At 65.0% G+C, this 24,883-nt stretch carries 25 protein-coding genes; 11 read left to right on the top strand and 14 right to left on the bottom strand.

Going from position 1 to position 24,883, the window contains the following annotated elements:
- The first annotated feature begins 40 nt into the window (after positions 1–40).
- Positions 41–940 carry a LysR family transcriptional regulator gene (locus AO684_RS07110; protein ID WP_054302051.1) on the top strand — a complete coding sequence of 300 codons (900 nt, stop codon included), beginning with the start codon at positions 41–43 and terminating at the stop codon, positions 938–940.
- A 15-nt stretch (positions 941–955) separates the two neighbouring features.
- Here the strand turns inward: AO684_RS07110 and AO684_RS07105 are convergent, their stop codons facing one another.
- Both AO684_RS07105 and AO684_RS07100 read right to left on the bottom strand, forming a co-directional pair.
- Positions 956–1,594, bottom strand: coding sequence for a response regulator transcription factor (locus AO684_RS07105; RefSeq protein ID WP_054302050.1), 639 nt, complete (start codon positions 1,592–1,594; stop codon positions 956–958).
- The gene (locus AO684_RS07100; protein WP_161805996.1) at positions 1,591–2,985 is read right to left on the bottom strand and encodes a sensor histidine kinase; all 1,395 of its coding nucleotides are present in this window, start codon (positions 2,983–2,985) and stop codon (positions 1,591–1,593) included. Before AO684_RS07100 ends, AO684_RS07105 begins: the two co-directional genes overlap by 4 nt.
- A 550-nt stretch (positions 2,986–3,535) precedes the next feature.
- Between AO684_RS07100 and AO684_RS07095 the strand changes: the two genes are divergently transcribed.
- The 9 genes from AO684_RS07095 (at position 3,536) to AO684_RS07055 (ending at position 11,325) form a co-directional block, all read left to right on the top strand.
- Positions 3,536–3,907, top strand: a complete 372-nt coding sequence (locus tag AO684_RS07095; RefSeq protein ID WP_054302048.1) for a hypothetical protein — start codon at positions 3,536–3,538, stop codon at positions 3,905–3,907.
- Positions 3,908–4,411: 504 nt separating this feature from the next.
- Positions 4,412–4,837, top strand: coding sequence for a cupin domain-containing protein (locus tag AO684_RS07090; protein WP_054302047.1), 426 nt, complete (start codon positions 4,412–4,414; stop codon positions 4,835–4,837).
- Between the two features lie 320 nt (positions 4,838–5,157).
- Entirely contained in the window at positions 5,158–6,150 is a 993-nt protein-coding gene (gene dctP / locus AO684_RS07085; RefSeq protein ID WP_054302046.1) for a TRAP transporter substrate-binding protein DctP, read from the top strand.
- 55 nt (positions 6,151–6,205) lie between these two features.
- Positions 6,206–6,949: an SDR family NAD(P)-dependent oxidoreductase gene (locus AO684_RS07080; RefSeq protein ID WP_054302045.1), complete on the top strand. Its 744-nt coding sequence runs from the start codon at positions 6,206–6,208 to the stop codon at positions 6,947–6,949.
- Between the two features lie 38 nt (positions 6,950–6,987).
- Positions 6,988–7,512 (top strand): TRAP transporter small permease, encoded by a 525-nt coding sequence (locus AO684_RS07075; protein WP_054302044.1) that lies wholly within the window; start codon positions 6,988–6,990, stop codon positions 7,510–7,512.
- Position 7,513: 1 nt separating this feature from the next.
- Positions 7,514–8,797: a TRAP transporter large permease gene (locus tag AO684_RS07070; RefSeq protein WP_054302043.1), complete on the top strand. Its 1,284-nt coding sequence runs from the start codon at positions 7,514–7,516 to the stop codon at positions 8,795–8,797.
- 10 nt (positions 8,798–8,807) lie between these two features.
- The gene (locus tag AO684_RS07065; RefSeq protein WP_054302042.1) at positions 8,808–9,644 is read left to right on the top strand and encodes an IclR family transcriptional regulator; all 837 of its coding nucleotides are present in this window, start codon (positions 8,808–8,810) and stop codon (positions 9,642–9,644) included.
- A gap of 38 nt (positions 9,645–9,682) precedes the next feature.
- On the top strand, positions 9,683–10,525 hold the full coding sequence (locus tag AO684_RS07060; protein ID WP_054302041.1) for a fumarylacetoacetate hydrolase family protein: 843 nt from the start codon (positions 9,683–9,685) through the stop codon (positions 10,523–10,525).
- Positions 10,522–11,325, top strand: a complete 804-nt coding sequence (locus AO684_RS07055) for an SDR family NAD(P)-dependent oxidoreductase (protein WP_054302040.1) — start codon at positions 10,522–10,524, stop codon at positions 11,323–11,325. The genes AO684_RS07060 and AO684_RS07055 overlap by 4 nt, the downstream gene beginning before the upstream one ends.
- Here the strand turns inward: AO684_RS07055 and grxB are convergent.
- The gene (gene grxB / locus AO684_RS07050; protein ID WP_054302039.1) at positions 11,300–11,956 is read right to left on the bottom strand and encodes a glutaredoxin 2; all 657 of its coding nucleotides are present in this window, start codon (positions 11,954–11,956) and stop codon (positions 11,300–11,302) included. The two genes, AO684_RS07055 and grxB, sit on opposite strands and share 26 nt — an antisense overlap.
- A 16-nt stretch (positions 11,957–11,972) precedes the next feature.
- Positions 11,973–12,965 carry an MDR family oxidoreductase gene (locus tag AO684_RS07045; protein WP_054302038.1) on the bottom strand — a complete coding sequence of 331 codons (993 nt, stop codon included), beginning with the start codon at positions 12,963–12,965 and terminating at the stop codon, positions 11,973–11,975.
- Positions 12,966–13,193: 228 nt separating this feature from the next.
- Here AO684_RS07045 and AO684_RS07040 point away from each other — a divergent pair, with 228 nt between their 5' ends.
- Positions 13,194–14,648 (top strand): NAD(P)/FAD-dependent oxidoreductase, encoded by a 1,455-nt coding sequence (locus tag AO684_RS07040; protein ID WP_054302037.1) that lies wholly within the window; start codon positions 13,194–13,196, stop codon positions 14,646–14,648.
- A gap of 49 nt (positions 14,649–14,697) precedes the next feature.
- Here AO684_RS07040 and AO684_RS07035 read toward each other — a convergent pair whose 3' ends face one another.
- The 10 genes from AO684_RS07035 to AO684_RS06990 all read right to left on the bottom strand — a co-directional run.
- Positions 14,698–15,645, bottom strand: coding sequence for a carbohydrate kinase family protein (locus AO684_RS07035; protein WP_054302036.1), 948 nt, complete (start codon positions 15,643–15,645; stop codon positions 14,698–14,700).
- The gene (locus tag AO684_RS07030; RefSeq protein ID WP_054302035.1) at positions 15,645–16,631 is read right to left on the bottom strand and encodes an ABC transporter permease; all 987 of its coding nucleotides are present in this window, start codon (positions 16,629–16,631) and stop codon (positions 15,645–15,647) included. The genes AO684_RS07035 and AO684_RS07030 overlap by 1 nt, the downstream gene beginning before the upstream one ends.
- Position 16,632: 1 nt before the next feature.
- Positions 16,633–17,646 (bottom strand): ABC transporter permease, encoded by a 1,014-nt coding sequence (locus tag AO684_RS07025; protein WP_229825480.1) that lies wholly within the window; start codon positions 17,644–17,646, stop codon positions 16,633–16,635.
- Positions 17,643–19,169: a sugar ABC transporter ATP-binding protein gene (locus AO684_RS07020; protein ID WP_054302034.1), complete on the bottom strand. Its 1,527-nt coding sequence runs from the start codon at positions 19,167–19,169 to the stop codon at positions 17,643–17,645. Before AO684_RS07020 ends, AO684_RS07025 begins: the two co-directional genes overlap by 4 nt.
- A 72-nt stretch (positions 19,170–19,241) precedes the next feature.
- Entirely contained in the window at positions 19,242–20,210 is a 969-nt protein-coding gene (locus tag AO684_RS07015) for a sugar ABC transporter substrate-binding protein (protein ID WP_082400800.1), read from the bottom strand.
- Between the two features lie 88 nt (positions 20,211–20,298).
- Positions 20,299–20,964 carry a class II aldolase/adducin family protein gene (locus AO684_RS07010; RefSeq protein WP_054302032.1) on the bottom strand — a complete coding sequence of 222 codons (666 nt, stop codon included), beginning with the start codon at positions 20,962–20,964 and terminating at the stop codon, positions 20,299–20,301.
- A gap of 193 nt (positions 20,965–21,157) precedes the next feature.
- Positions 21,158–22,006, bottom strand: a complete 849-nt coding sequence (locus AO684_RS07005; RefSeq protein WP_054302031.1) for a GntR family transcriptional regulator — start codon at positions 22,004–22,006, stop codon at positions 21,158–21,160.
- A 105-nt stretch (positions 22,007–22,111) separates the two neighbouring features.
- Positions 22,112–22,726 carry a dihydroxyacetone kinase subunit DhaL gene (gene dhaL, locus AO684_RS07000; protein WP_054302030.1) on the bottom strand — a complete coding sequence of 205 codons (615 nt, stop codon included), beginning with the start codon at positions 22,724–22,726 and terminating at the stop codon, positions 22,112–22,114.
- A gap of 32 nt (positions 22,727–22,758) precedes the next feature.
- Entirely contained in the window at positions 22,759–23,751 is a 993-nt protein-coding gene (locus tag AO684_RS06995; protein WP_054302029.1) for a dihydroxyacetone kinase subunit DhaK, read from the bottom strand.
- 6 nt (positions 23,752–23,757) lie between these two features.
- On the bottom strand, positions 23,758–24,883 hold a 1,126-nt coding region (locus AO684_RS06990), incomplete at its 5' end, for a thiamine pyrophosphate-binding protein (RefSeq protein WP_161805995.1).

The raw sequence follows: 24,883 nt of genomic DNA, 5'->3' as shown, positions 1-24,883 counted from the left end.
CAAAAATTGCGACAGCATTGCACAGGACGTAATAATCGGCATGAACGACCTCAAGGCGCTTCGCACCTTCCTGCTGGCCACCGAAAAGCGCAGCTTCGCCCAGGTTGCGCGCGAGATGGATACCACACCGGCTTCGGTCACCCGCACCATCGCGGCGCTGGAGGATCAGGTGGGCGCCCAGCTTTTCGTGCGGACCACCCGACAGGTCTCGCTCACCACGGATGGTGCGGTCTTTGCCGCGCGCATCGCCCCGGCAATCCGGGCGCTGGACGAGGCGCGCGCCGATCTGCGCAACGCCCGCAAGGCTGACGAGGGCCGGTTACGGATCAATGCGCCGATGTCACTCGGCCAACGGGTGCTGCCGCAGATCCTGTGTGGCTTCCGCGACCTCTATCCCCGGATTGATGTCGAGATCGCGCTGAACGATCAGCTTCTGGACATGGTGGAGGAAAGCTATGATCTGGCGATCCGCATTTCCGGGCCGCCCTCAGACAAGTTCACCATCTGGCGCAAGATCTGCGAAATCCGCCGCCTGCTGGTGGCAGCGCCGGGCAGTCCCTGGGTCGCCGCCCGGCATCCGAATGATCTGCCCGCCAATGCCTGCCTGGGCTACAGCGGCGAAAGCCGCCGGGAAAGCTGGGTGCTGGCCAATGGCGGCGTCAGCGTCACCTTGTCCGCCGGGCGGGCGGTCAGCGCCAATAACGGCGAGGTTCTGGCGCATCTGGCCGCTGATGGTGCCGGGGTCGCGCTGTTGCCGGTCTTCATCGTGGCCGAGCAGTTGCGGACCGGCAGACTGGTGCCCATCCTGCCGGACTGGCAGCCGCCGCAGCTGTGGCTCACCCTGTTCTATCCGCCCTACCAGAAGCTGCCGCCCCGGATAGCCACCTTCTCGGATTTCTTCGAACGGCAGATCCCCGCGCTGGTCTCTGCCATCGAATAGCGGATCGCGCGTGCCTCAATAGCCCATGTCACGGGCCTTCAGCGCTGCCTCGACCCGGTTCCGCACCTGTAGTTTTTGCAGGATATTGGTCATGTAGTGCTTGATCGTCTTTTCCTGCAAATCCAGCATGCGGGCAATTTCCTTGTTGGACCGTCCGGTCGCCACCAGCCGCAGGATTTCCTCCTCGCGCGGGCCAAGCGCCTCGGCCTCCGGCACGTCGCGCGGCCCATGCCCCTGCATCGCGGCAAGCACCCGTGCCGCCAGCGCGGGCGAGACATAAGAGCCGCCACTGGCCACGCCCTGCAAGACCTCGATCAGCTCGCGGGCAGAAACACCCTTCAGCACATAACCACGCGCACCCGCCCGCAACGCCGCCAGCAGGTCGTCATCGGCCTCAGATACGGTAAGCATCACGATACGCACTGCCGGAAACCGCTGCGAGATTACCGCCGCCGCCGTCAGCCCCGAACCCGGCATCGACACGTCGAGAAGCGCAATATCGGGCATATGCGCCTCGACTGCCTGCACCGCATCGTCCGCCGTACCTGCCTGCGCGACCACGGCAAAGCCTCCATGTTCGATCAGCGACAAGACCACACCGCCGCGCAACAGCGGATGATCGTCGGCCACGATGATATGGATGGGATCGGTCATCGCATCTCCTCCAGGGGCAGGCTGATCGACAGGCGCACCCCTGCCCCTAGCACAGCACGGATGCGAAACTCGCCGCCGATGCTTTCGACCCGTTCCCGCATTCCGGCCAGCCCCATCCCCGACCCCGATACGCTGTCGCTGCGGAGATCGGGGTCAAAGCCCGGCCCGTCATCGGCGATATCGGCGCGCAGCCGCCCGACCTCGACATGGCAACCCACCGTCACCCCCGCGCCCGGCGCATGGCGGAAAGCGTTCATCAACCCCTCCTGCACAAAACGATAAAGGCAGATGAGAATAGGGTGTGGCGGCGCGACCTCCGGCCACGGCCCGGCGGTGTCGTCGCGCTGCACCGTGGTGCCGGTGCGGCGCTCATGTGCCCCTATGGCGCGATCAAGGGTCTGCGCGACGCCCAGCCCTTCCAGTTCGGGCAGTGTCAGCCCCCGGCACAGGTCGCGCACATCGCTGAGTGCGGCATTCAATGTTTCGCGCAGCGCCCGCGCCTCCGGGTCATCCCCCGCCACCGAGGCCCGCCGCAACAGGCTGTCCAGCCGCAGCGAGGCCAGCGCCAGGGCCTGCGCCGGACCATCGTGCAATTCGGCACTGATCCGCCGCATCTGCCGCTCGTTCATCTCGCTCACACGTTGCGCCGCCCCCTGCACCCGTGCCCGCAGCGCCACGTTCTGCGCCGAGACCCGTGCCAGATCCTCCAGCCGCCCGGCCAGCGCGCGGTTTTGCGCCGCAATCGTCCGGCTGCCCGCCCGCACGATGCCGAACAGCGCGGCAAAGGTGACCGCCGTCACAGCCGCCACCATGGCCCAGGCATTGGCCTTTGCCGTCCACAGATCGGCCTCCAGCTCTGGCGCGACCAGATAGAACTCCGCCACCGCGATCACCTTGCCGGTCAGGATCGAATGGATCGGGTTATAGACCTCCAGCAATGGCACGCCACTTTGCCGCTCTGCCGCGCTTTCCGCGCCCTCCAGCTCGTCGAAGGTTGCCGAAAGCTGGCCTTTCCAGGCCGCCCGCAATTCATCGCCCGGCGGGAAGGTTTGCCCGATCAGAGCGGAATCGCTGGCAAACGCCACGAAACCGCCCTCGCGCCAGATCTTGACCGAACGCACCCGCTCGGACAGCGGCGGCTGCTCCAGCAGGGCACGCATCCGGGCCAGTGTGACCGGCGAGAACTGCCGCGCCTCGGCAAGCTCTTGCGACAGCGGCGCGATGAAGCTTTCCATGTAGACCGCGCTGGAAATTGCCGAATTGCGCACCACCCCGCTTTCGATGGAGCGGCTGACCAGATCGCCCACCACCAGCATACCGATCAGACTGACGAAACTGCCGACCAGTGCAAAACGGTAATGCAGCGGAAGAGTGGTAAAACGGTCGCGCATCGCCCGCCACAGGGGCGCGCGTGCAGGGGCGGAAACGGGGCGGTCGGCAGGGCGCATGCTGGCAGACTGACGGATTTTGCGCCCGCACGCCATGGGGCGACCGGGCCACCCGACCTTGGTCCGATGCCGCACGGCCGCTGGTCGGACCGGCGGGCGCAGAGGTCGGGATGATCTGGTGCGACTCTGCGAAGACAGGCCTGATACAGTCATCGGCCACCCTGACCCAATCGGAGGATTGTTCATGACGATGATTTCCCTGCGCCGCCTCGCCACTGTCAGCCTGTCACTGGGCCTCCTGGGCCTCGCCGCCCCTGAACNCCGCCGCTGCCGCATGGGATTCCACGCTGCCGCAGGCAGGCGTGACCACCGAAGCGCAGCCCACGCCCAAACGGATCGAGACGGCCCGCCGCGGACGCGGTGCCGATGACGGCCCCGGGCATCAGCGCGGCGGCAAGCGCCGCGGCCGGGGCGCCGACGACGGCCCGAACCACGGCTGAGACCCGGCACTGGTGGCCCTTGTCCGGGGCCACCCTGAACACGGAGAACCGCAATGAAGCTTCTGATGATCACCGGCCTGCTGACGCTTGTCGCCACTATGGCAGAGGCAGATCCCGCCACGATCGCGCAAACCGCCAAGGGCGCCACCTATGTCGATGCCGCGGGCATGACGCTTTATACCTTCGCGAAAGATGGCCCCGGCACATCCGCCTGCGAAGGCACCTGCGCAAAGAACTGGCCCCCCTTTGCCGCTTCGGCTTCGGATCATGCCAGCGGGGAATGGACCGTGATCCAGCGCAGTGACGGCCTGCGGCAGTGGGCCTACGAGGGCCACCCGCTCTATACCTGGATCAAGGACGCGGCCCCCGGCGACATCACCGGCGACGGCTTTCTGGACGGGGCATGGCAGGTCGCACAACCCTGACCCGGAAAACAACCTTTCCTGCGCCCGGCCGCCCTGCGGACCGGGCGCTTTTTCTTGACGATCGGGCCCGGAACGGGCTGCCGGCTCACCCCTGCCACCCAAGATCCATTCTCAATCTGCGCGAATGGATTGAAGCCAGCGGTCCAGACTGAGGCACGAAAACCGACGGCGGGGCTGTTTCAGCAGTGGCCACCCCTGCCCGACCTTCTCATAAAATCACATAAAATCATATATATATAATTTTTCCTGCCTATTCTCCCACATACCACGCAGCGAGCCGAATCCGCTCTCGATATCACATTATGCATCCCTAACCTTGATCTTCATATTTTTCTCTCATTAATTATTGACATTTAATAACATTGAAATCTATCTTCCGCCAGAACCTGCGAAGGCACTCCGACAGTCGCGCAGCGACCGCACCGCCGGGTGCGCTCAGGTAACGCGACGAAACCATCGCCCCGCGCAGACACCGGCCCATCAAGTGAGGAAAGGACGCCCGACATGGCAGCCAGAGTTATCCCCGTCGTCACCCGCGCCCTCGCGCTGGACGACAGCACGCAGCAATCGGGCGAATGCGTCCGCCGGTCAGGCGTCAGCCCGCAGAACACCCCGGCGACGAAGATCTGGTTCGGCCGTGTCTCGAACGAACCCGGCCACCGCTCGCCTCCGCATCACCACGAGGAATGCGAGACCGGGGGCTATGTGCTGAAAGGGCACGGCCGGATCTACTATGGCGAAGACTACAGTGAATATGTCGACCTTCACGAAGGCGACTTTGTCTTTGTGCCGCCCTTCATGCCGCATGTCGAGGTGAACATGTCCACGACCGAGGAACTGGTCTGGCTGACCTGCCGCACGCCGGACAATCTGGTGACAAACCTGCCCGACGTGCCGGATTCGGCGCTGGAAGGCTATCGCCGGGCCTGACTGCGGCGCAACACCAGCGGGCGCGCAGCAATGCGCGTCCAATATTCACCCCCATCAAAGTATCGCATTGCGATAGTAGTTTTCATACATGGCCACGCCGCACAACTGGCAGGCAACTTCCTTTCCCTAACGTGTCGGCGCGGGATTCTGCATAATTTACTGAATTTATGAGAACTTTTGCTCAATCTCACAGCCACACCGACGAACGACCCGCAAGAAACATATATTGCCTATTAATAATTTATTGACATCAAATCTCACTATCTGCGAAACAGGTATCGCGCCGCAAGGAAAGCGGCCATAACGCTCTGGGAGGAGTCATGACCAACTTTAAGGCCGCCACCGCGGCATCCCTGATCGTGCTTGGCGCCACCGCGGCGCAGGCGGATGTGATCAAATTCAGCTATCCGGTGGCCAAGGACAGCACCATGGGCCAGACGGTGAACAAATTCGCCGAACTGGTCGAGGCCAAGACCGGCGGCGCGGTCACGGTCAAGGCATTCCCGAGCGCGCAGCTCGGCAATGAAATCCAGTCGATCTCGGCCGCGCAGGGCGGCATCGTCGAGGCGGCGGTGACGACCACGGCGGGTCTTGCCGCCATGGTGCCCGAATTCGACATGTTCAACGCGCCCTTTACCTTTGACAGCTATGCCCAGCTTGACGCTGTGACCCGCAGCGCGGTCGGCAATGACATTCTGGCCAAGCTGGAGCCGAACAACATCGTCGGCCTGTGCTACTGGGACTACGGCTTCCGCAACATCACCAACAACAAGCGCCCGGTGAAGACGCTGGAAGATGTCAGCGGCCTGCGGGTGCGCACCATCCAGAACGCCGTCTATATCGACTCGCTTCAGGCCATGGGCATGAACCCGACGCCCCTGCCCTTCCCTGAAACCTTCACCGCGCTTGAGACCGGCGCCATCGACGGCAACGAGATCGCCAATGACGTGACCCGCGCCGGATCGTTCTTCGAGGTGCAGAAATATCTGACCGAGACCCGGCATTTCACCACGCTGTCGGTGATGTATGTGTCGAAGAAGCTCTGGGACGGGCTGGAGCCGGCGGAGCAGACTGCCGTGCGCGAAGCCTGCCTCGAAACCTCGGAGTTCAACCGCCAGATCATCAATGACGGCGCGCAGGGCACGCTTGATTTCCTCGCGGAAAAAGGCATGCAGATCGACGAGATCGCCCCCGAGGAGCTGGCACGGTTCCGCACCGCCGTGGCGCCGGTGGTGGAAAAGATCAATGCCCGGTTCGACCCTGCCTTCGTGCAGGCCTTCCAGGCCGAAGTCGAAGCCAACAAGGGCAACTGAGCCCGCAGCGGCAGGGGCATAGCCCCTGCTGCCCCCAAGGAACAGGAGAGAGCGCGTGCTGTTGCAAGGTCGGACCGCCATCGTCACCGGCGCCGGTAATCTGGACGGGATCGGCTTTGCCGTCGCCCGCCTTTTCGTGGCCGAAGGCGCGCGGGTCATACTGGCGGACCGCGATACGGAAGGTGTCGCCGAAGCGGCCCGTGCACTGGGTCCGGCAGCGCTTGGCTCGGCAACCGATGTGACGGATGCCGAAGCCTGCGCCGATCTTTGCGCCCTTGCCCGCGACCGTTTTGGCGGGCTGGACATTCTGGTCAATTCCGCAGGCCGCGTTCAGGCGCGCCGCACCGTCGACATCACACGCGAGGATTATGACGCGGTGATGGATGTGAATCTGCGCGGCACCTTGCAGATGTGCCAGTCCGCGCTGGGGCTCATGGGGGCCGGCGCCTCCATCATCTGCATCGCCTCCATCGCTGCACAGCGCGGCGGCGGGCTGATGGGCGGGCCACATTACGCCGCCTCCAAGGCCGGGGTTCTGGGGCTGGTCCGGGCCATGGCGCGCGATGTCTCGCCGTCCGGCATCCGGGTCAATGCCATCAATCCCGGCGTGATCCTGTCTTCGATGACACGCGGCTTCTATGACGACGACCTGACCGAGAAGGTCATGTCGCAAATCCTGCTGCGCCGCTTTGGCGAAACCGACGATGTGGCACGGGCCTGCCTGTTCCTCGCGTCGGATCTGTCATCCTACATCACCGGATCGTCGCTCGACGTGAACGGCGGCATGCACATGAACTGAGGCCGCGCGCCTGTCGCGCGCCCGCCGGGGAGGAGCCGATGACGACCCTGTTCCAACTTTATCTGCGCCTGCTGAAGGGCTTCATCGTGTTTTGCCTTGCCGGCATGGTGGTGCTGGTCTTCGGCAATGTGGTGTTGCGCTATGCTTTCAACTCGGGCCTGACCATGTCCGAGGAATTCTCACGCTGGCTGTTCGTCTGGATGACCTTCGTCGGCGCCATCGTGGTGCTGCATGAAAATGGTCATCTGGGGCTGGATTTCATCGTGAACGCCCTGCCCCGCCCGCTGCGCCGCCTGTGCCTCGTGCTGGCGCACGGGCTGATGGTCTATGCGACATGGCTGGTGCTGGCCGGAAGCTGGGTGCTGGTTTCGGTCAACCGCAATTCCTATGCCCCCGCCACCGGCCTGCCGATGTCGCTTCTGTTCGGGGTCGGGCTGGTGTTCGGCCTGTCAACCGCCGCGATCCTGCTGTGGCGGATCTGGCTGATCCTGACCGGACGGCTGGACCGCATCACCATCGTGGACGAAGAGGCCGCTGCGCTGCATCAGGCCGGGGTGAAGTGACATGACGCTGCTGATCTTTCTGGGCTGCCTGCTGGGCGGCATGGCAATCGGGATGCCCATTGCCTATGCGCTGATCATGTCCGGCATCGGACTGATGGTCTATCTGGATTTTTTCGATGCGCAGATCGTCGCGCAGAACCTGCTGAACGGGGCAGACAGCTTCCCGCTGATGGCCGTGCCGTTCTTCATGCTGGCGGGTGAGGTGATGAACACCGGCGGCCTGTCGCGCCGCATCGTCAACCTGTCGGTGGCGGCGGTGGGCCATGTGCGGGGCGGGCTGGGCTATGTTGCCATTCTGGCGGCGGCGGTGCTGGCCAGCCTGTCGGGTTCGGCCGCGGCGGATGCGGCGGCGCTGTCGGCCATTCTGGTGCCGATGATGGTGCGCGCCGGCCATGGGCCGGGCCGGTCAGCCGGGCTGATTGCCTCGGCCGGGATTTCGGCACTGATCATCCCGCCTTCCATCGGGTTCATCCTGCTGGGCGTTGTGGGCAATATCTCGATCACCCGGCTTTTCATCGCCGGGATCGTGCCCGGCATCCTGATGTGCGGGGTTCTGGCGCTGACCTGGATGCTGGTGGCCCGTCACGACCGGGTAGAGCCGCTGCCGCGCGCACCCCGGGGTGCGGTGCTGGCGGAAGCGCGCGCGGGGATCTGGGCGCTGATGCTACCCGTGATCATTCTGGTCGGCCTGCGCATGGGCGTGTTCACCCCGACCGAAGCCGGGGTTGTCGCCGCCGTCTATGCGCTGTTCGTGTCGATGGTGATTTACCGCGAGCTGAAACCGGCCGACCTCTATCCGGTGTTTCTGGGCGCCGCCAAGACGACGGCCATGGTGATGTTTCTTGTCGCCGCCGCCATGGTTTCCAGCTGGATGGTCACGATCGCGGGCCTGACAGACCAGATCGCCGCACTGACCGCCCCCTTCGCGCATGATCCGCGGCTTCTGATGCTCGTCGTGGTGGCGCTGGTGCTGGTGGTCGGCTGCGCGATGGATATGGTGCCGATCATCCTGATCCTGTTCCCCGTGCTGCTTCCCGGCGTCAAGGCGGCGGGGATCGACCCGGTCTATTTCTCGGTCGTGTTCATGATCGCCACGGCGGTCGGCCTGCTGACCCCGCCGGTCGGATCGGTGCTGAACGTGGTGGCGGGCGTGTCGCGGGTGCCGCTGACGCGGGTGATCGGGGGGATCTGGCCCTTCATCCTCGCACAGCTTCTGGTGCTTGCGCTGCTGATCCTGTTTCCTGCAATCGTGATCGTACCCGCCGGGTTTATCTCGGGGCAGTGAGGAGAGGGTGATGCAGGACGAAGACGGCGGCGGCAAATCGAACAGCCTTGAAAAGATGCTGGCCATCCTGGACGGGTTCGACGAGGACCATGTGGTGCTGGATGTCGGTCGCGCGGCAGAGCTTTCGGGCTCGTCGCGACCCAGCGCCTACCGCTATCTTCAGGCGCTGACACGCTCGGGCCTGCTCACCCCGGCCAGCGGCGGCACCTATGCGCTGGGGTCGCGGGTGATCGAGCTGGAGATGGTGCGCCGCGTCAATGATCCGCTGTATCGCGCCTCGCATCACCTGATCCGTCATTACAGCCAGACCACCGGGCTGAATATCATGGTGTGCAGCTATTACGGCGACAAGGTTCTGTGCACCGATTTCGCATGGGCAGACCGCAGCACACCGGATATCTACCGCCCCGGGCGGTCGATGCCGCTGTTTCGCGGCGCGATGGCCAAGGTCATTCTGGCCAATCATTCGCTCGCACTGCTGAAATCCATCTGGACCCATAACGAAGCGCATATCCGCGAGGCCGGGCTGGGTGACAGCCTTGCCGTCTTCCTTGACCAGATGGCGGCGATCCGCGCCGCCGGGGCGCTGGTCACGCGGGCCGAGGTCTTTGCCGATCTGGTCGGCGTCGCGGCGCCGGTGCTGGATCTCAACGGGCAGATTCTGGGCAGTGTGGTCTTCGTGCTGACGGTGCAGCGCTACCAGACCTCGGACCCTGAGCAACTGGCCGAGGAAATCCGCGAGCTGTCACGAGGCATCCAGCGCGGGATCAGCCGCGCCAACCGTTTCGATGCGATCACCCCCGGCGCCGCCGCCAAGCCGCGCCGCGCCCCGGTCTATCGAAGCTGAAGCACCGGGCGGGCGGCCCGACACGAAAGGACGAAGGCATGAAACTGATGCGAGTAGGCCCGCTGGGCCAGGAAAAACCGGCGCTGCTGGATGCGGCCGGACAGATGCGTGATCTGTCGGCTCATGTTGATGATATCGCTGGCGCCGCGCTTTCTCCCGAGGGGCTGGCGCGTCTTGCGGCGCTGGACCCTGACAGCCTGCCGCTGATCGAGGGCAAGCCGCGCATCGGCGCCTGTGTGGGTGCGGTGGGCAAGTTCCTGTGCATCGGGCTGAACTACGCCGATCACGCCCGCGAAACCGGCAAGGAACCCCCGGAGGAACCCGTGGTCTTCGCCAAGGCCACCAGCGCCATCTGTGGCCCGGACGACGATGTGGAAATCCCGCGCGGATCGGAAAAGACCGATTGGGAGGTTGAACTGGGCGTGGTCATCGGCAGCCGGGCGAAATATGTCTCCGAGGCCGAGGCGATGGACCATGTGGCGGGCTATTGCCTGATCAACGATCTGTCGGAACGGGCCTTCCAGTCCGAACGTGGCGGGCAGTGGACCAAGGGCAAGAGCCACGACACTTTCGGCCCCATCGGCCCCTGGCTGGTGACGCGCGATGAGATCGCCGATGTGCAGTCGCTGTCGATGTGGCTCGATGTCGATGGGGTGCGGCGTCAGACCGGCACGACCGCCACCATGATCTTCGGCGTGGCGCATCTTGTCAGCTATCTGTCGCAGTTCATGACGCTGCTGCCCGGCGACGTGATCTCGACCGGCACGCCGCCCGGCGTCGGGCTGGGGATGAAGCCGCCGGTCTATCTGCGCGCGGGTCAGGTGGTCACGCTGGGGATCGAGGGGCTGGGCACCCAGCGCCAGCGGATGATCCCGGCATGACCGGCCCCGCAGAATGGCGGCAGGCTCTGACCGATCTGTCGGGCAAGACCGCGATTGTGACAGGCGGCGCGCGCGGGCAGGGCGCGGCTGAAGTGCGGCTTCTGGCAGAATGCGGAGCGCGGGTGCTGATCTGCGACGTGCTGGATCAGGACGGCGGCGCTCTGGCAGCGAATCTGGGCGAAGCCACGCGCTTCCTGCGCCTTGACGTGACCAGCGCCGAAGGCTGGGCGGATGCGATCCGGACCTGCCGCGACTGGACGGGGCGGCTGGACGTATTGGTGAACAACGCCGGCATCATCAACCGCACGCTGATTGCCGAGACCACGCCCGAAGCCTGGCGGCGCCTGCTGGATGTAAACCTGACCGGCGCTTTCCTTGGCATTCAGGCGGCGGCGCCACTGATGGCGGAAGGTGGTGGCGGGGCGATCATCAACATTTCGTCCAACTCGGCCTTCAGCGGCCATGCGGACCCGGCCTATACCGCAAGCAAATGGGGCCTGCGCGGGCTGACACGCTCGGCCGCAATGGAATATGCCGCGCAGAACATCCGGGTGAATGCGGTCTGTCCCGGCCTGATCGTGACCGACCTCAACCGCGCCTCGCCGCATCTGCAACCGATGATCGACCTGACCCCGGCCCGCCGCTCGGGCGAGGCGGAGGAGGTGGCGCAACTGGTGTTATACCTCGCGTCCCCCGCCGCACGCTTCGTCACCGGCGAGGATTTCCTGATTGACGGCGGTTTCATTGCCGGGGCCGCCTATCGGCATGTTGCGGTCAGGACCGGGCTTCTGCCGGAGTGAGGGGCGGCAGCGCGCCCGGCCAGATGATGCCGCTGCGGTGCAGGATTTCGGCACAATAGGCACTGACGCGTGGCGGAAGGGAAAGCCCCTCCACCACCGCCAGGCTGCGCAGCACCGGAAACAGCAGGATGTCATCCAGCCCGGCCCGCGCGGGATCGGGCAACAGCGGCTCTAGCGCGACCAGACCTTCGGCCAGTTCGGCAAGCAGACGGTCGGTGCCTGCCCGCAGTGCCGGAAAGGAACCATGGCGCTGCTCTTTCACCGCCGTAAAAGCCGCCCGCGCCTGCGCACTGCGGAATTCGGAGAACCGCGGGTCCGCCACGCGCGGCAGCACCAGGTCCCAGATCACCGGCTTCCAGACTGTGATCCAGCCGGTGATCGCAGGACTTTCCGGGCCGTCGAACAGCCGCGCGCCCTGCATCCGGTCGATCTTGTGCAGGATATCCAGGCTTTCGCCCATATACCCTTCGTCGTCCTGCCATATCGGCAACATCTTCCGCCCGATCAGACGCAGCGGCGTCGCCGCATCATCATAAGTCAGATAGATCAGCTCCACCGGCAGCGCCTTCAGCCGCGCCCCAAGCAGGACGCGAATGCAGTAAGGGCAGTGATCATAAAGGTAGAGCCGCATGGACCGCCCCCCCGGTTCAGGCCGTCACATCCACCACGACCCGACCCTGCACACCGCCTTTCAGAATCTCGGCCCCCAAGGCTGGCAGGTCGGCCAAAGTCGCCTCGTGGATCATGCTTTCCAGCAGGTCGAGTGGCAGATCCTGACCAATCCGCTGCCAGGCCGTGACGCGCCGTTCCTGCGGGCACATCACGCTGTCGATCCCCAGAAGGTTCACGCCACGCAGAAGGAACGGGATCACTGTCGCGGGCAGCGCCGCGCCGCCCGCCAGACCGACCGCCGCAACCGAAGCGCCATAGCGCATCTGCCCCAGCACCCGCGCCAGCATCGGCCCGCCCACCGCATCGACGCAGCCCGCCCAGGTTTCGGCCTCCAGCGGACGCTTGACGGTTTCCGCCAGATCGGACCGGGGTACAATCCGGCTGGCGCCAAGCCCGGTCAGATAGCTGGCGGTTTCCGGGCGCCCGGTCACGGCGGCAACCTCGTACCCCAGCCGCGACAGGATCGCGGTCGCCACCGAACCCACGCCCCCCGCCGCGCCTGTCACCAGAACCGGGCCCTTGCCGGGGGTCAGGCCGTGTTCCTCCAGCGCCATGACTGCCAGCATGGCGGTAAAGCCCGCCGTCCCCACCGCCATGGCTTGCCGCGTGCTCAGCCCATCGGGCAACGGCACAAGCCAGTCGCCCCGCACGCGGGCGCGGGTGGCATAGCCGCCCCATTGCACCTCGCCCACGCGCCAGCCGGTCAGCACCACTGCATCACCCGGCGCGAAGCGCGGGTCCGACGACTGCGCGACCCGCCCCGCGAAATCAATGCCGGGCACATGCGGATAGCTGCGCACCAGCCCGCCGCCCGGCCCGAGACACAGGCCGTCCTTGTAGTTCAGCGTCGAATATTCCACCGCGACGGTCACATCTCCGTCGGGCAGCGCCATGTCCTCCAGCATGCGGATTGCAGCCGATGTCGCCCCCGTTTCATCCTTCGATACCACCAAAGCACGAAATCCCATGTCACCCTCCCAGGCATGGCCGGGGCAGTGCCCCAATTTCTGATTATTACCAGAATTAAGTTGACGCCCGACAGGCTGTCAAGGACAATAGATCCGGACCGGGCCGGTTGTGCTCCGGCCCTCCCCAAAGGCCGGATGCGGCACCCGCCGGCCGCCGCATCCGGCGGGAATACAGGCAGGTTCGCGGGACGGAAGAGGAGCCAGCCCGCTTTGACAGAGGAGGTATACATGACACAACAGGTCGCCATCATCGGTGCCGGACCCGCCGGTCTGGCCGCCGCACGCTGGCTGAAACACTGCGGTCTCGCGCCAGTGCTGATCGAGGCGCATTCAGGGATAGGCGGCCAGTGGGACGGGACAAACCCGATGTCCGGTGTCTGGCCCGAGATGCGCACCAATACCGCCCGGATCACCACCCAGTTTTCCGATCTGGATTTCCCGGAGGAGGTGGCCGTTTTTCCGCGCAATCAGGAGATGCTGGCCTATCTGCGCCGCTATGCCGCGATGTTCGGCCTGCTGGACGGGGCGCGGCTGGGTCACCGCGTGACCCGTCTGACCCGGCAAGGCAGTGGTTATCGGCTGGAGCTTGAGGGGCCGGACGGCGGCGAAACGCTGGACGTGCCTTATGTGATCGTCGCGCCGGGACGCTACAACAAACCGGCAATCCCGCCAATTCCGGGGCTGGACAGCTTTACCGGTGCGCTTGGTGCACATCACGCCTTTTATTACAAATCGCCCGACGCCTATCGCGGCAAGCGCGTCGTGGTCGCAGGCGGCTCGATCTCGGCGCTGGAAATCGCCTCGGACCTCGCAATGCTGGGCAGTCGCGCAGTCTGGCTGGCACAGCGCCGGCAACGTTATGTCATGCCCAAGATGGTGCGCGGTATCCCACTGGAATATTACGCCTTTACCCGCGGCGGCGCGCTGATGCGCGACACCGCCACGCCGGAAGAGCTGGATCGCGCGCAGCAGGAATTCGTGCTGGCCCATGGCGGCGACCCGGCGCGCTACGGCGCCCCGAAACCGCATCCCGATATCCGCAAGGCGGGCTTTACCGGCAGCCAGCATTATCTGAACCTTGTCGCGGAAAACCGGCTTTCGGTCCGGTCGTGGATCGCGCGGGTGTCCGGGCAGGCGGTCGAATTTACCGACGGCAGTTCGGTGGAGGCCGATGCCATTCTGATCGGCACCGGCTTCGATCTGGATCTGCCCTGGCTTTCGGACGAGATCGCGAAGACCCTGCACATGGACATCAAGGGGATGGAGCTGAGCGACTTCACCTTCCATCCTGATCTGCCCGGACTGGCCGTGATGGGGATGTGGCCCCAGCAGGGCCCCTATCCGGTGCCACTGGAACAGCAGGCGCGCTACATCGCCTATGTCTGGGGCGGCGTGATCCCGGCGCCGGACCGGCAGCGGCTGGAGGCAGGGATCTCTGCCTGCCGGTCAGAGGCGCATTTCGGGGATTACCGCGATCAGAATGAGATGGCGCTGCGGTTCGCCCGGCTGTGCGGCACCGATCCCGGCCAGATCGACGATCCCGCGCTGCAACGGTTGCTGGAGGCCTCTGCCACCACTGCAATCATGTTCCGCCTCGCCGGTCCCGACGCCCTGCCCGATGGGGTGCAGCGGTTCCAGGACCAGTTCCGCCGCTATGGCCCCTCATTGGCCGAAGCCTGCTGAAAAAGGAATGGCGGGCCAGGGGCCCGCCATCCGCCGCCGTCCCTTTCAGTCAGGATCTGAGGGGCAGATCCTGCATGGCCCGGCGGGTCTCTGCGAAGGAATGGAGCTTGCCCTGCGACCCCAGACCCATTGCCACCAGCGCTGCGGCGGCATTGGCAAAGCGCAGGGTTTCCTCCAGCGGCCAGCCATGATGCAGGCCCGTGATGACCCCGGCGGTGAAGCAATCGCCACAGCCCGTGGTATCCACCACCGCGATATCATGCGCGGGCAGGCGCAGCACCTGCCCGCCTGCCGTCAGGGCCAGCACCCCCTCGCCGCCCAGGGTCAGCACGACATTGGCCGCACCTTTTGCCTGCAAGGCCCGCGCCGCCGCCTCAGGCGTTGGGGCGCCGGTCAGCTCCCGCGCTTCCTCGATCGAGGGGATGAACCAGTCGACGAAGGGCAGCATCGCAGCCACCGTCGGCGCGATTTCGGGCGTTGCCTGAATTAGGTCCAGCGTCGTGACCAGCCCCCTTTCGCGGGCGGCCCGCAACAGCGCAAGGCTGGGCGCGCCATCAAAGCTGCGCAGCAGCCCGGTGCCCCCCAGATGCAGGATGCGCGCATCCAGCACCGCATCAAAGGCCGCGGGCTCCAGAGTGAACTCTGCCGCCGTGCCCGGCACATGCAGCGCCGGGCGTTCGCCGTTCGGCCGCACGGGCAGGATGGTGGCCGAGGTCTGAGCCCGCCCGCTGCGCCCGATACAGGCGCAATCCACTCCCGCCGTCTCCAGCGTGGTGACCATATAGTCCCCCAGCGCATCCTGCCCGACCAGCGAAACCGCGCGGGTGTGCAGACCCAGCAATGCACAATCCAGCGCCGTGGCCCCGGCCGTGCCCGCCACCGTCATGCAGATTTCCTCGATATATTCTGCCCGGCCGCCTTCGGGGATGCGCGTCACCGGACGGCCGAGGATATCGACGATGTAAAGCCCGACGGCACTGACGTCGAAACGTGCCATCAATGCCCCCTGCCGCGCAGACCGAAGCTCAGCGCCAGTACCGAAAAGACCAGAACGCCGATGCCAACCTGTTGCCAGTAGAAGTTCCAGCCGACCAGCAGCAGGCCATTGCGCGTAACCGCCAGCAGCAGCACCCCGATCAGCGTGCCCAGCACACTTGGCCGCCGCTCCGACGATATGGTCGTGCCAATGAAACAGGCGCCGATGGCATCCAGCAGAAAACCATCCCCCGACAGCGGCACATAGCTTTTCACGGTCGAGGACAGCAGGATACCCGCCACCCCGCACAGGCCTGCGGCGAGGATATAGACGATGGAGGTGTGGAACGGCACCCGGATGCCCGAAAACCACGCCACCCCCGGCTGTGCGCCGAGCGCCTGCACATAGCGCCCGAACACCGAACGGTGCAGCAGCACATAAACCGCCACCGCCAGCACGAGCAGAACGAACATTGGCGTCGGTATACCCAGCACACTGGATTTCACGATGGAATCGAAAGTCGGGGCATATTGCGCATTGGCCAGATAAATCGGCTTGCCGCCACCCGAGGCGATCTTCTGCACCGACTGGCCGATGAACAGGATGCCGAGCGTTGCCAGAAACGGGCTGATCTTCAGCCGGGTGATCAGGATGGCGTTGACCAGCCCGACGATCAGCGCCACCCCGATGCTGGCGCCAAGAGCCACCCCCAGCAGCGCGCCGCCCTTCAGCAACATGATGAAGGCCATCGAAGCCATGTCGACCGAGATGCCGACCGACAGGTCGATCCCGCCGGAACTGACGACCAGCGTCATGCCGATGGCGACAATGGCCAGCAGGACGACATTGTTCAGGACCAGGTTATAAAGGTTCGCGGGCGTCAGGAAACTTGGCGCTGCAAGGGCGAATGCGGCCACGATCATCAGCAGGGCCACGATCACCGCATAGTTTGCGGCATTGCGCAGACGCTCGCCCGGCGGCACCCGGAAGTTGGTTACATCGACCATCTCATTTCCCCTGCGGTTTGGCGAAGGTTGTCACGGCCACCACCATGAGGATCAGCACGCCCTGCACGCCATTGACCCAGTAGTAAGACACATTCGACAGTTGAAAGCCGTTGGCCAGAAAGCCGATGAACAGCGTGGCGAGGATGGTGCCCCCTGCCGTCGGCACGAAGCGGCGTGAAAACACGGTACCCAGCAGCGCGGCGGCAAGGATGGCCAGCAGAAGTTGCCCCGTCGCCGTGGTCGAGGCCGAAAGCCGTGCCACCAGCAGGATGGCCGCCAGACCGGCGCAGAAGCCGGAAAAGGCATAGGTTCCTGCCACATAAAGCCCGGTATTGATGCCCGCCGCCCGTGCGGCCTCGGGGTGTCCCCCCACCGCGTAAAGCCGCAGGCCGAGCCGCGAGTAATGGATCACCCAGGTCATCACCGCCGAAAACAGGATGAAGATCCAGGCCAGGGTGGACAGGCCGAGGAAGCGGCCCATGGCGATGAACTGGATCAGCGGCGAACTGGCCCCGATCACCGCGTTTTCGGTCACTGTCAGCTCCAGCCCGGCAACGATATTCATCACCGCCAGCGTCGAAAGCAACGGCAGGATGCCCAGCCGCACCACGGCAAAGGCATTCAGCAACCCCACGGCAATCCCGGTTGCCAGCGCGGCCCCGGCCGCCACCAGATCGCCCTGCCCGCCAGCCAGAAGCGTTGCATAGACCGCGGCGCAAAGCCCGGCATTGGCGGCGATCGACAGGTCGATCCCGCCCGTCTGCACGTCGGTGCCACCGCCGATCAGCACCACCGCCATGCCGAAGGACAGAACACCCATCACGGCGGTCTGCTCGATCACGTTGAAGAGGTTGAAGGGCGAGGCGAAGCCACGGGCGGTCAGGGCGAAATAGGCCATGATCAGCCCGAACATCGCCAGCGCGCCCAGACGCAGGAACAGGGTGCCCTTGCGGCGCCCCGTGCCGGTGGCGGGGCGTCCGCCTTCGGCTGTATCAACGGCATAGGTCATCGTCATGCTGTCTCCTTCGCGGAAGCACGGGCCGCGCCCGAGGCGGCGGCAAGCAGGCTGTCCGTATCGGCCTCGCTCCGGGTAAATTCGTCGATCAGCTCGCCGCGATAGACGACAAGTGTGCGGTCGCACATGCCGACCAGCTCTTCCAGTTCCGAGGACATGAGCAGGATGGCCGCACCTTCGGCCGCCAGCCGGTTCAGCAGCGTGTAGATTTCCACCTTCGCGCCCACATCCACCGCCACCGTCGGCTCATCCAGCACATAGATGCGCGACTGGCAGGACAGCCATTTGGCAATCGCCACTTTCTGCTGATTGCCGCCGGAAAGGTTGCGCACCAGATTGTGCCGGTTCGGGGTCTTGATCGACAGGTCGCGGATCAGCGCGTTCACGATCTCCGCCTCCTTGCTGCGCGAAACCAGGCCGCCGCGCGCATAGCGCCCGAGCGAGGCCAGCGCGATATTGTCGGCGATGGACAGATCCAGCGCGACACCATGCGCGCGGCGATCCTCGGGCAGCATGGCGATGGAGCGACCCACCGCCTGCACCGGACTGCCAAGCGCCACCTCCTGCCCCTCGATCACGATGCCGCCGCTGTCGGGGCGTTCCAGCCCGAACAAACATTGCACCAGTTCTTTGACGCCCGATCCCAGAAGCCCGGTGATGCCCACAACCTCGCCCGCGCGGACGGTCAGGCTGACATTGCGGAAATGGCCCTCCAGCGAGAGGTTGCGCACCTCCAGCAGCGGATCGCCCGGACGGACCTGCCGGGCGGGATACATCTCGCCCATGTCACGGTTGATCATCATGGCGACGATGCGGTCGATCCCGGTGCTGCGCGGCTCCACCACGCCGACATCGGTGCCGTTGCGCATCACCGTCACCTCGTCACAGATCTCCTCGATTTCCTGCATGTAATGCGAGATGAAGATGACGGCGATGCCGTCATCGCGCAGCCGCCGCAGCACGCGGAACAGACTGTCCACCTCGCGCTTGACCAGGGCGGCCGTGGGTTCATCCAGCACCAGAACCTTTGCCTCCTGCGCCAGTGCGCGGGTGATCTGAACGATCTTCTGCTGCGCCGTGGTCAGATCCTGCACCAGCGTGTCGGCGGGCAGTTCCAGATCGAAATACTGCTTCAGCAGCTCGGCCGCGCGCCGCCGCATCAGCCGCAGATTCAGGAAAGGACCGATGCGCGGTTCGTGGCGCAGAAAGATGGCCTCACTGATGGTGGCGGTCGGCACCAGAAGCCGGTCCTGATGGATGAAATGAATCCCCAGCCGTTCCACCATGGCGGGGTTCAGGCGGCTGACCTCTTGCCCGTCAATACGGATCGTGCCGCTGTCATTGCGCAGGATTCCGGCCAGAACCTTGATGATTGTCGATTTCCCGGCCCCGTTCGCCCCGACCAGACCATGTATCGTGCCCCGGCGGATGGTCAGGCTGGCGTCTTCGAGAGCCCGGATCGGGCCGAACCGCTTCGAGATGCCTTGCATCTCGATAATCGGCGGCGTGCTGTCCAGCGGCATCTTCCCCTCCTTCATGCTGGTTGCCGGGACGCACGGGTGACCCGCACGTCCCGGCCGGATCACCTGTCGGCGTCAGTCGGTTTCGGGCAGCGTCGGGATGACCTCGGCGGCATTGGCCTTGGTCACCATGATATGCGGCACGAAGGTGAAGGGTGGTACCGGCTCGCCCGCAAGATGACGCGCGACATTCTGCACCGAGGCCTTGCCCATTCCCACCAGATCCTGAATGACCACCGCCCCCGCAGCGCTTTCCGGGTCCTCGATCATCGACATGAAATCGGCGGTGCCATCCACGCCATAGGTGCGGATGCCCTTACGGCTGGCACCGTCGATGGCCTGTGTCACGCCGATCAGCGGCACATCCCAGCACGCCCAGACCGAACCGATGTCCCCGTCATTCGGCATTTTGGTCAGCATGTCCGTCGTGTCGGAATAGGCGCGCTGCGCGGTATTCGGGATCACGTCGCGCAGTTCCGGTTCGATGATCTTCACGTCGGGAAAATTGGACACGACATATTTCATCTGGTCGTAACGAATCTTGCAGGGCGGAACGCTGTAGAAGCCATTGAAAACAAGGATATTCCCCTTGCCGTTCATGTCGGCCACCATTTGCAGCGCCAGTGCCGAGCCGATGGCATAATTGTCGGAGGCGACCACGTTGGTGGCATGCGGGGTGGTGGTGTCGATGGTGAAAAGCGGGATGCCCGCGCTTTTCACCCGTTCCAGCCATGGGTTCAGCACGTCGATGTTGCCCAGAATCTCGATCACTGCATCCGGCTGCTGCGCGATCAGCGTCTGAATCTGGCTCACCTGGGTCTGGTCGTTGGATTGGGCATCCAGCGCGATGACCTCGGCGCCCAGCCGTTCGGCCTCGGCGATGGCGCTTTGATAGAACAGCCGGTCCGCCTGATTGTCAGAGCGGATCGTCGTGATCCCGACCACCTTGCCCGCCAGCGACAGTTCTTCCGCGCTGGCGGCCTGCATCGAGAGCATCAGCGCCAGCGCCGTGCCGCAGAATGTCATTGCCTTCGTTCTGTTCATGACTTTCTCCCTGTTGCGGCGGCTTTTGCCGCCTGTTGCCCCGGTTTTCCGGGGGTGTCCGGCCCCTCCTCCGGGCCGGACGGATTCTTCAGACCTGGGCGTAGCCGCGCATCGCGGCCCGCACGCCCTCGATCTCGTCATCGGAAAGCCGGGGCGGCTCGCCCAGTTGCAGGCTGGTCAGATACATGCGCGCCAGCACCTCGATCTCTTCCGCCAGCCACAGCGCCTGTTCCAGCGTGCGGCCAAGCGCGATGATCCCGTGATGCGCCAGCAGGCAGGCGGTGCGCCCCTCAAGCGCCGCAAGCGCCACATCCGACAGCCCCTGCGTGCCGAACCGCGCATAGGGGGCACAGCGGATATCCGCGCCGCCCGCGATGGCCACCATGTAATGCACCGCCGGAATACCCCGGCCATGCAGCGCCAGCGCGGTGGCATGCACCGGATGGGCATGAACCACGGCATTCACATCCGGCCGGTGGCGCAGGATATCGTGATGGAAGCGCCATTCGCTTGACGGGCGCCTTTCGCCCGAGGCACGGCCATCCGGCCCCACGGCCACCAGATCCGCCGGTTCCATCCGGTCGTAGGCCAGCGAGGTCGGCGTGATCAGCATTCCATCGCCCTGACGCAGGCTGATATTGCCTGACGTACCCTGATTGAGCCCGCTGGCATTCATCGCGCGACAGGCGGCAATGATGCTGTCTTCCGGCGTCACGAAGTCGCGCCGCGGCGGCGGCGTTTTGCGGATGTGCATCGCAGTATTCCTCCATTACTGCGCGCGAGGTCTTGTCTGGATGTGCCGGATCGTTTCGGTGCCCGGTGCCCTTTTCGCGTTGGGATCAGGCTAAGTGACAGGGGAGAAACCTGTCAATCTGGTTATTACCAGAAAAAGATGAAATTGATCGCCGAACCTGTCCCACAGCCGCCCCGGCAGGCCAAAAGTTCCGTCAGACGGAAATATGGATGCGGGCGTGGTTCGAATCGTAATAGGCAGAGTAAAATTCCACCGGCTCTCCGGCCTGGTCGTAAGAGATTGATTCGATCACGATGACCGGCAGCATCGGGTCAATCTTCATCAGCTTCACCGCCTCGGGCGACGGCATCTCGGCTGTGAACCAGCGTTCGGCGCGCTGCACCTCGATCCCGTAGGTGGCGCGCAGCGTCTCGTAAAGCGAGCGGTTGGTGATATCGAGCTTTTCCATGTCGGGCACGCGGTGGCCGGGCAGGGAAATCCAGCTCAGCGTGATCGGGTGTCCATCCATGCGGTACATCCGCCGAATGCGGATCACGGTGCCCGCTTCCGGCAGGTTGAACACCTGCCGTTCCCTTGCGTTGCAGGGGGCGCGATAGAATTCCAGCGTATCGGTCGAAACCTTGATGCCCTTGGCGGCCATATCGCCAAAAACGCTGATATTTGCGTTGAGAAAGTCGGTCTGACGCCGTTCGGGCGCCACGAACATGCCCTTGCGCGGCAGCTTGACCACGCTGCCCTCGTCCGACAGCGCCCGCACGGCAGCGCGGACCACGGGGCGCGAAACTTCCAGCAGCAGGCACAATGCCTGCTCGGAGGGCAGACGAGATCCCGGCGGCAGGCGACCCTCGCGGATCGCGGCGCCGATCTGGTTCTTCAGCTGCACCCAGAGCGGCGCCGGGGAGTTGCGTTCCAGCAGGAAACCCGCGCTGAGATCGCGGAAGTTTTCGGCCGCCGCCTGATCCTCAAGGTCATAGCTGGGCCGCCCCCGGCCACGCGCAGACCGGGTTGCAACGGTTTCCGAACCTTTTACATCCGCATTCACACCCGTGCTCCTTCATTCGCATGGATGTTACTTATCATTCTTTGACAGATCAGCCCAACCGCGAAGCGAGTGCCCCGTCCGGCGTTCCGCCAGACGGGACAGTCTTCAGCGCAGGCCGCGTGCAAGAGCCTCGCAGAAGATGGTGAAGGTCATCGCCCCCGGATCGGGATGCCCCAGCGAGCGTTCTCCCAGCGCACGCGCCTTGCCGGTGGTCGCCACCATGTCACGCGTCGCCTCCATCCCCGACCGCGCGGCGGCGGCCATTGCCTCCAGCGCGGCGGGCAGCGCGCCCTGCTGCTGCGCCAGCGCGGCAATGGCGGGTTCGGCGGCATCGATCATCGTCTTGTCGCCGGCCTTGGCGCGGCCCCGATCCTTCACGGCCTGCAAGCCCGCCGCGAAAGCCGCAGCCAGAGCGGTTGGATCGGGTTCGGCTTCGGCCTCCAGCGCCTTGCCGGAGGCGGTGTAGAATGTGCCGAAGATCGCGCCCGAAGCCCCGCCCCCGGTCATCATCAGCGCCTTGCCCCCGGCCTGAAGGCAGGCCGAAGCCCCCGCATCATCCAGTTTCGCCAGGGCATCGGCAAAGGCGCGGAAGCCCCGCGCCATACCGATCCCATGATCCCCGTCACCGATCGCCTGATCGGCGCGGGTCAGCACATCCTTCGATGCCACCACGGCCTCGGCCGCCGCGACCAGCGCCGCCTTGAAGCCTGTCCTGTCCATCGTGATCTCCCTTTCCTCCCCTTCATGCGCGGTCAGGGCCGCAGGAAACTTTCATTGGCTGCCGGACGCGCCAGCAGACGCTCGATCTCGGCATCGGTGCGCAGCAGGGTCAGCGAGAAACCCGCCATTTCCTGCGTGGTGCAATAGGGGCCGATCCATGTGTCGACGACCTGCACCCCCAGATCGGCCAGCCGCTGATGCGCGCGCCGGGTCACGACATACAGCTCCATCAGCGTGGTCGCCCCCATGTCATTGACCAGAAGCGCCACCCGGTCGCCCGCAGCCAGCGGATAATCCCCGGCCAGCTTGTCAATCATCAGATCGGTCAGCGGATCGGCCTTCGCCATCTTCAGCGTGGCAACCCCCTTTTCACCATGCACCCCCATGCCGACCTCGATCTCGTCTTCCGCGATCTCGAAGGTTTTTTCGCCGGTATCAGGCAGCGAGCCGGGCGAGAAGGCCACTGAAAGCGAACGCAGGTTATCCGCCACCCGCTGCGCGATTTCCGCCGCGCGGTCCAGATCGGCCCCCTCGCCGCAGGCCGCGCCCGCCACCTTCAGCGTGAAGAAAGACCCTGCCAGTCCCCGCCGCCCCAGTTCGGGCGCCATCGAGACGTCCTCGCCCGTGCGCACGGTGCGGGTGGTAAACCCCTCGTCCGCCGCCATTTCCGCCGCGATTTCATAGTTCATGTTGTCGCCGGCGTAATTCGCCTGAAGGTACAGCACGCCTTTGCCCTGATCCGCCTCGCGCGTGGCGGCAAGGATCACGTCGGGCGTGGGCGCGGCAAACATGTTGCCGCAGGCCACCGCATCCGCAAAACCCGGCCCGATCAGCCCCTGATACATCGGCTCATGCCCCGAGCCGCCCCCGACCACGATGCCCACCTTGCCCGGCTCGATTGCGGTGCGCACCAGGACCGGCAGCCCCTCGGTCAGCCGCACCCGGCCATGCGAGGCGAAAACCACGCCCTCGGCAATCTCGCGCACCAGGGTTTCGGGGTCGTTGATCGCTTTCTTGATCACCATTTCAGTTCATTCCTGCCTGTTGCGCAGCGAGGGCGAGACCTTCCACTGCCGAAGCTGATAGACCGTGCCGGGCCGCTTGATTTCCTTCGCCGGGTTCTCCAGACGGCGGCGCAGGCTGTGGATCGGCGTCGCCTTCGGATCGCTGCGCACCTCGACCACGGACGGGCCATCATAGGCAAAGGCCGCCTCCAGCACCTCGTCGATCTGGTCAGGACGCTCCACCAGAAATCCCTTCAGGCCCAAACCGGCTGCCGCTGCCGCATAAGAGGGCCGCGCGTGATTGGATTCAAGATCCACCGACAGGCGGGTGCCGTTGTAGTAGATATGTTCCCACATCTGGAGCCAGGCAATGATCCCGTTGTTGAAGATCAGGTTGACCACTTTCATGTTGTGCTGCGCCTGGGTGGCCAGCTCACCGATATAGAAGGACGAACCGCCGTCGCCCGCAACCGTCAGCACCCGCACATCGGGACGGGTCATCGCCGCGCCCAGCGAGGCGGGCACCGAATAGCCAAGGCTGCCCTGCCCGCGCGCATAAAGGAAATGCCGCCCGGCCCCCTGCGCCAGCAGATATTGCCCGATCCAGCCCGACGAGAAGCTGGCATCCGAAATGACGATATCCTCGGGCCGCAGCTTCTGCGCGACGGTGCGCAACACCCGGCCCGGATGGATCGGTGTCGCCTCGTTTTCCCAGTCCCCCCGGATGAGCGCATGCTGCGTATCGCGCACCGCATCGCATTGTGCCGCCCAGTCCGGCAGGTCGCGCGGGGACAGCAGCGGGATCAGATCGCGCAGGGTTTCGCGGATGTCCCCGAACAGCGTGACCGTCGGGCGGAAGGTGCGGCCATGTTCCTGCGGGTCGTCGTCCAGCGTGATGGTGGCCTGCGTCGCGGTGGGCAGGGTCCAGTTGTTTGCCGTGTTCTGGCTGGCCTTCGAGCCGCACCAGAAGATCAGATCGGCCTGCGGCGCGATATCCAGCGCCGCTTTCGAGCCCATCGGGTTCAACACCCCCATCGACAGCGGATCAAACTCGCTGATGACGCCCTTGCCCGACAGCGAGGTCACGATCCGTGCGCCGGTAACGCGCGCGAGTTCGGCCAGCTCGTCATAGGCCTGCGAGGCATGGACCCCG

It is taken from the genome of Gemmobacter sp. LW-1, assembly GCF_001303875.1.
GTDB classification, from domain to species: Bacteria; Pseudomonadota; Alphaproteobacteria; order Rhodobacterales; family Rhodobacteraceae; genus Gemmobacter; species Gemmobacter caeni.
Note: the sequence above shows the minus strand (reverse complement) of the source record. Positions and strands in the feature narration are given on the sequence as shown.

Excerpts from the sequence above, each read along its gene's own strand:
- AO684_RS07110 (WP_054302051.1), top strand. The coding sequence starts at position 41 with ATGAACGACCTCAAGGCGCTTCGCACCTTCCTGCTGGCCACCGAAAAG.
- AO684_RS07105 (WP_054302050.1), bottom strand. The coding sequence starts at position 1,594 with ATGACCGATCCCATCCATATCATCGTGGCCGACGATCATCCGCTGTTG.
- AO684_RS07100 (WP_161805996.1), bottom strand. The coding sequence starts at position 2,985 with ATGCGCGACCGTTTTACCACTCTTCCGCTGCATTACCGTTTTGCACTG.
- AO684_RS07095 (WP_054302048.1), top strand. The coding sequence starts at position 3,536 with ATGAAGCTTCTGATGATCACCGGCCTGCTGACGCTTGTCGCCACTATG.
- AO684_RS07090 (WP_054302047.1), top strand. The coding sequence starts at position 4,412 with ATGGCAGCCAGAGTTATCCCCGTCGTCACCCGCGCCCTCGCGCTGGAC.
- dctP (WP_054302046.1), top strand. The coding sequence starts at position 5,158 with ATGACCAACTTTAAGGCCGCCACCGCGGCATCCCTGATCGTGCTTGGC.
- AO684_RS07075 (WP_054302044.1), top strand. The coding sequence starts at position 6,988 with ATGACGACCCTGTTCCAACTTTATCTGCGCCTGCTGAAGGGCTTCATC.
- AO684_RS07070 (WP_054302043.1), top strand. The coding sequence starts at position 7,514 with ATGACGCTGCTGATCTTTCTGGGCTGCCTGCTGGGCGGCATGGCAATC.
- AO684_RS07065 (WP_054302042.1), top strand. The coding sequence starts at position 8,808 with ATGCAGGACGAAGACGGCGGCGGCAAATCGAACAGCCTTGAAAAGATG.
- AO684_RS07060 (WP_054302041.1), top strand. The coding sequence starts at position 9,683 with ATGAAACTGATGCGAGTAGGCCCGCTGGGCCAGGAAAAACCGGCGCTG.
- AO684_RS07055 (WP_054302040.1), top strand. The coding sequence starts at position 10,522 with ATGACCGGCCCCGCAGAATGGCGGCAGGCTCTGACCGATCTGTCGGGC.
- grxB (WP_054302039.1), bottom strand. The coding sequence starts at position 11,956 with ATGCGGCTCTACCTTTATGATCACTGCCCTTACTGCATTCGCGTCCTG.
- AO684_RS07045 (WP_054302038.1), bottom strand. The coding sequence starts at position 12,965 with ATGGGATTTCGTGCTTTGGTGGTATCGAAGGATGAAACGGGGGCGACA.
- AO684_RS07040 (WP_054302037.1), top strand. The coding sequence starts at position 13,194 with ATGACACAACAGGTCGCCATCATCGGTGCCGGACCCGCCGGTCTGGCC.
- AO684_RS07035 (WP_054302036.1), bottom strand. The coding sequence starts at position 15,645 with ATGGCACGTTTCGACGTCAGTGCCGTCGGGCTTTACATCGTCGATATC.
- AO684_RS07030 (WP_054302035.1), bottom strand. The coding sequence starts at position 16,631 with ATGGTCGATGTAACCAACTTCCGGGTGCCGCCGGGCGAGCGTCTGCGC.
- AO684_RS07025 (WP_229825480.1), bottom strand. The coding sequence starts at position 17,646 with ATGACGATGACCTATGCCGTTGATACAGCCGAAGGCGGACGCCCCGCC.
- AO684_RS07020 (WP_054302034.1), bottom strand. The coding sequence starts at position 19,169 with ATGCCGCTGGACAGCACGCCGCCGATTATCGAGATGCAAGGCATCTCG.
- AO684_RS07015 (WP_082400800.1), bottom strand. The coding sequence starts at position 20,210 with ATGAACAGAACGAAGGCAATGACATTCTGCGGCACGGCGCTGGCGCTG.
- AO684_RS07010 (WP_054302032.1), bottom strand. The coding sequence starts at position 20,964 with ATGCACATCCGCAAAACGCCGCCGCCGCGGCGCGACTTCGTGACGCCG.
- dhaL (WP_054302030.1), bottom strand. The coding sequence starts at position 22,726 with ATGGACAGGACAGGCTTCAAGGCGGCGCTGGTCGCGGCGGCCGAGGCC.
- AO684_RS06995 (WP_054302029.1), bottom strand. The coding sequence starts at position 23,751 with ATGGTGATCAAGAAAGCGATCAACGACCCCGAAACCCTGGTGCGCGAG.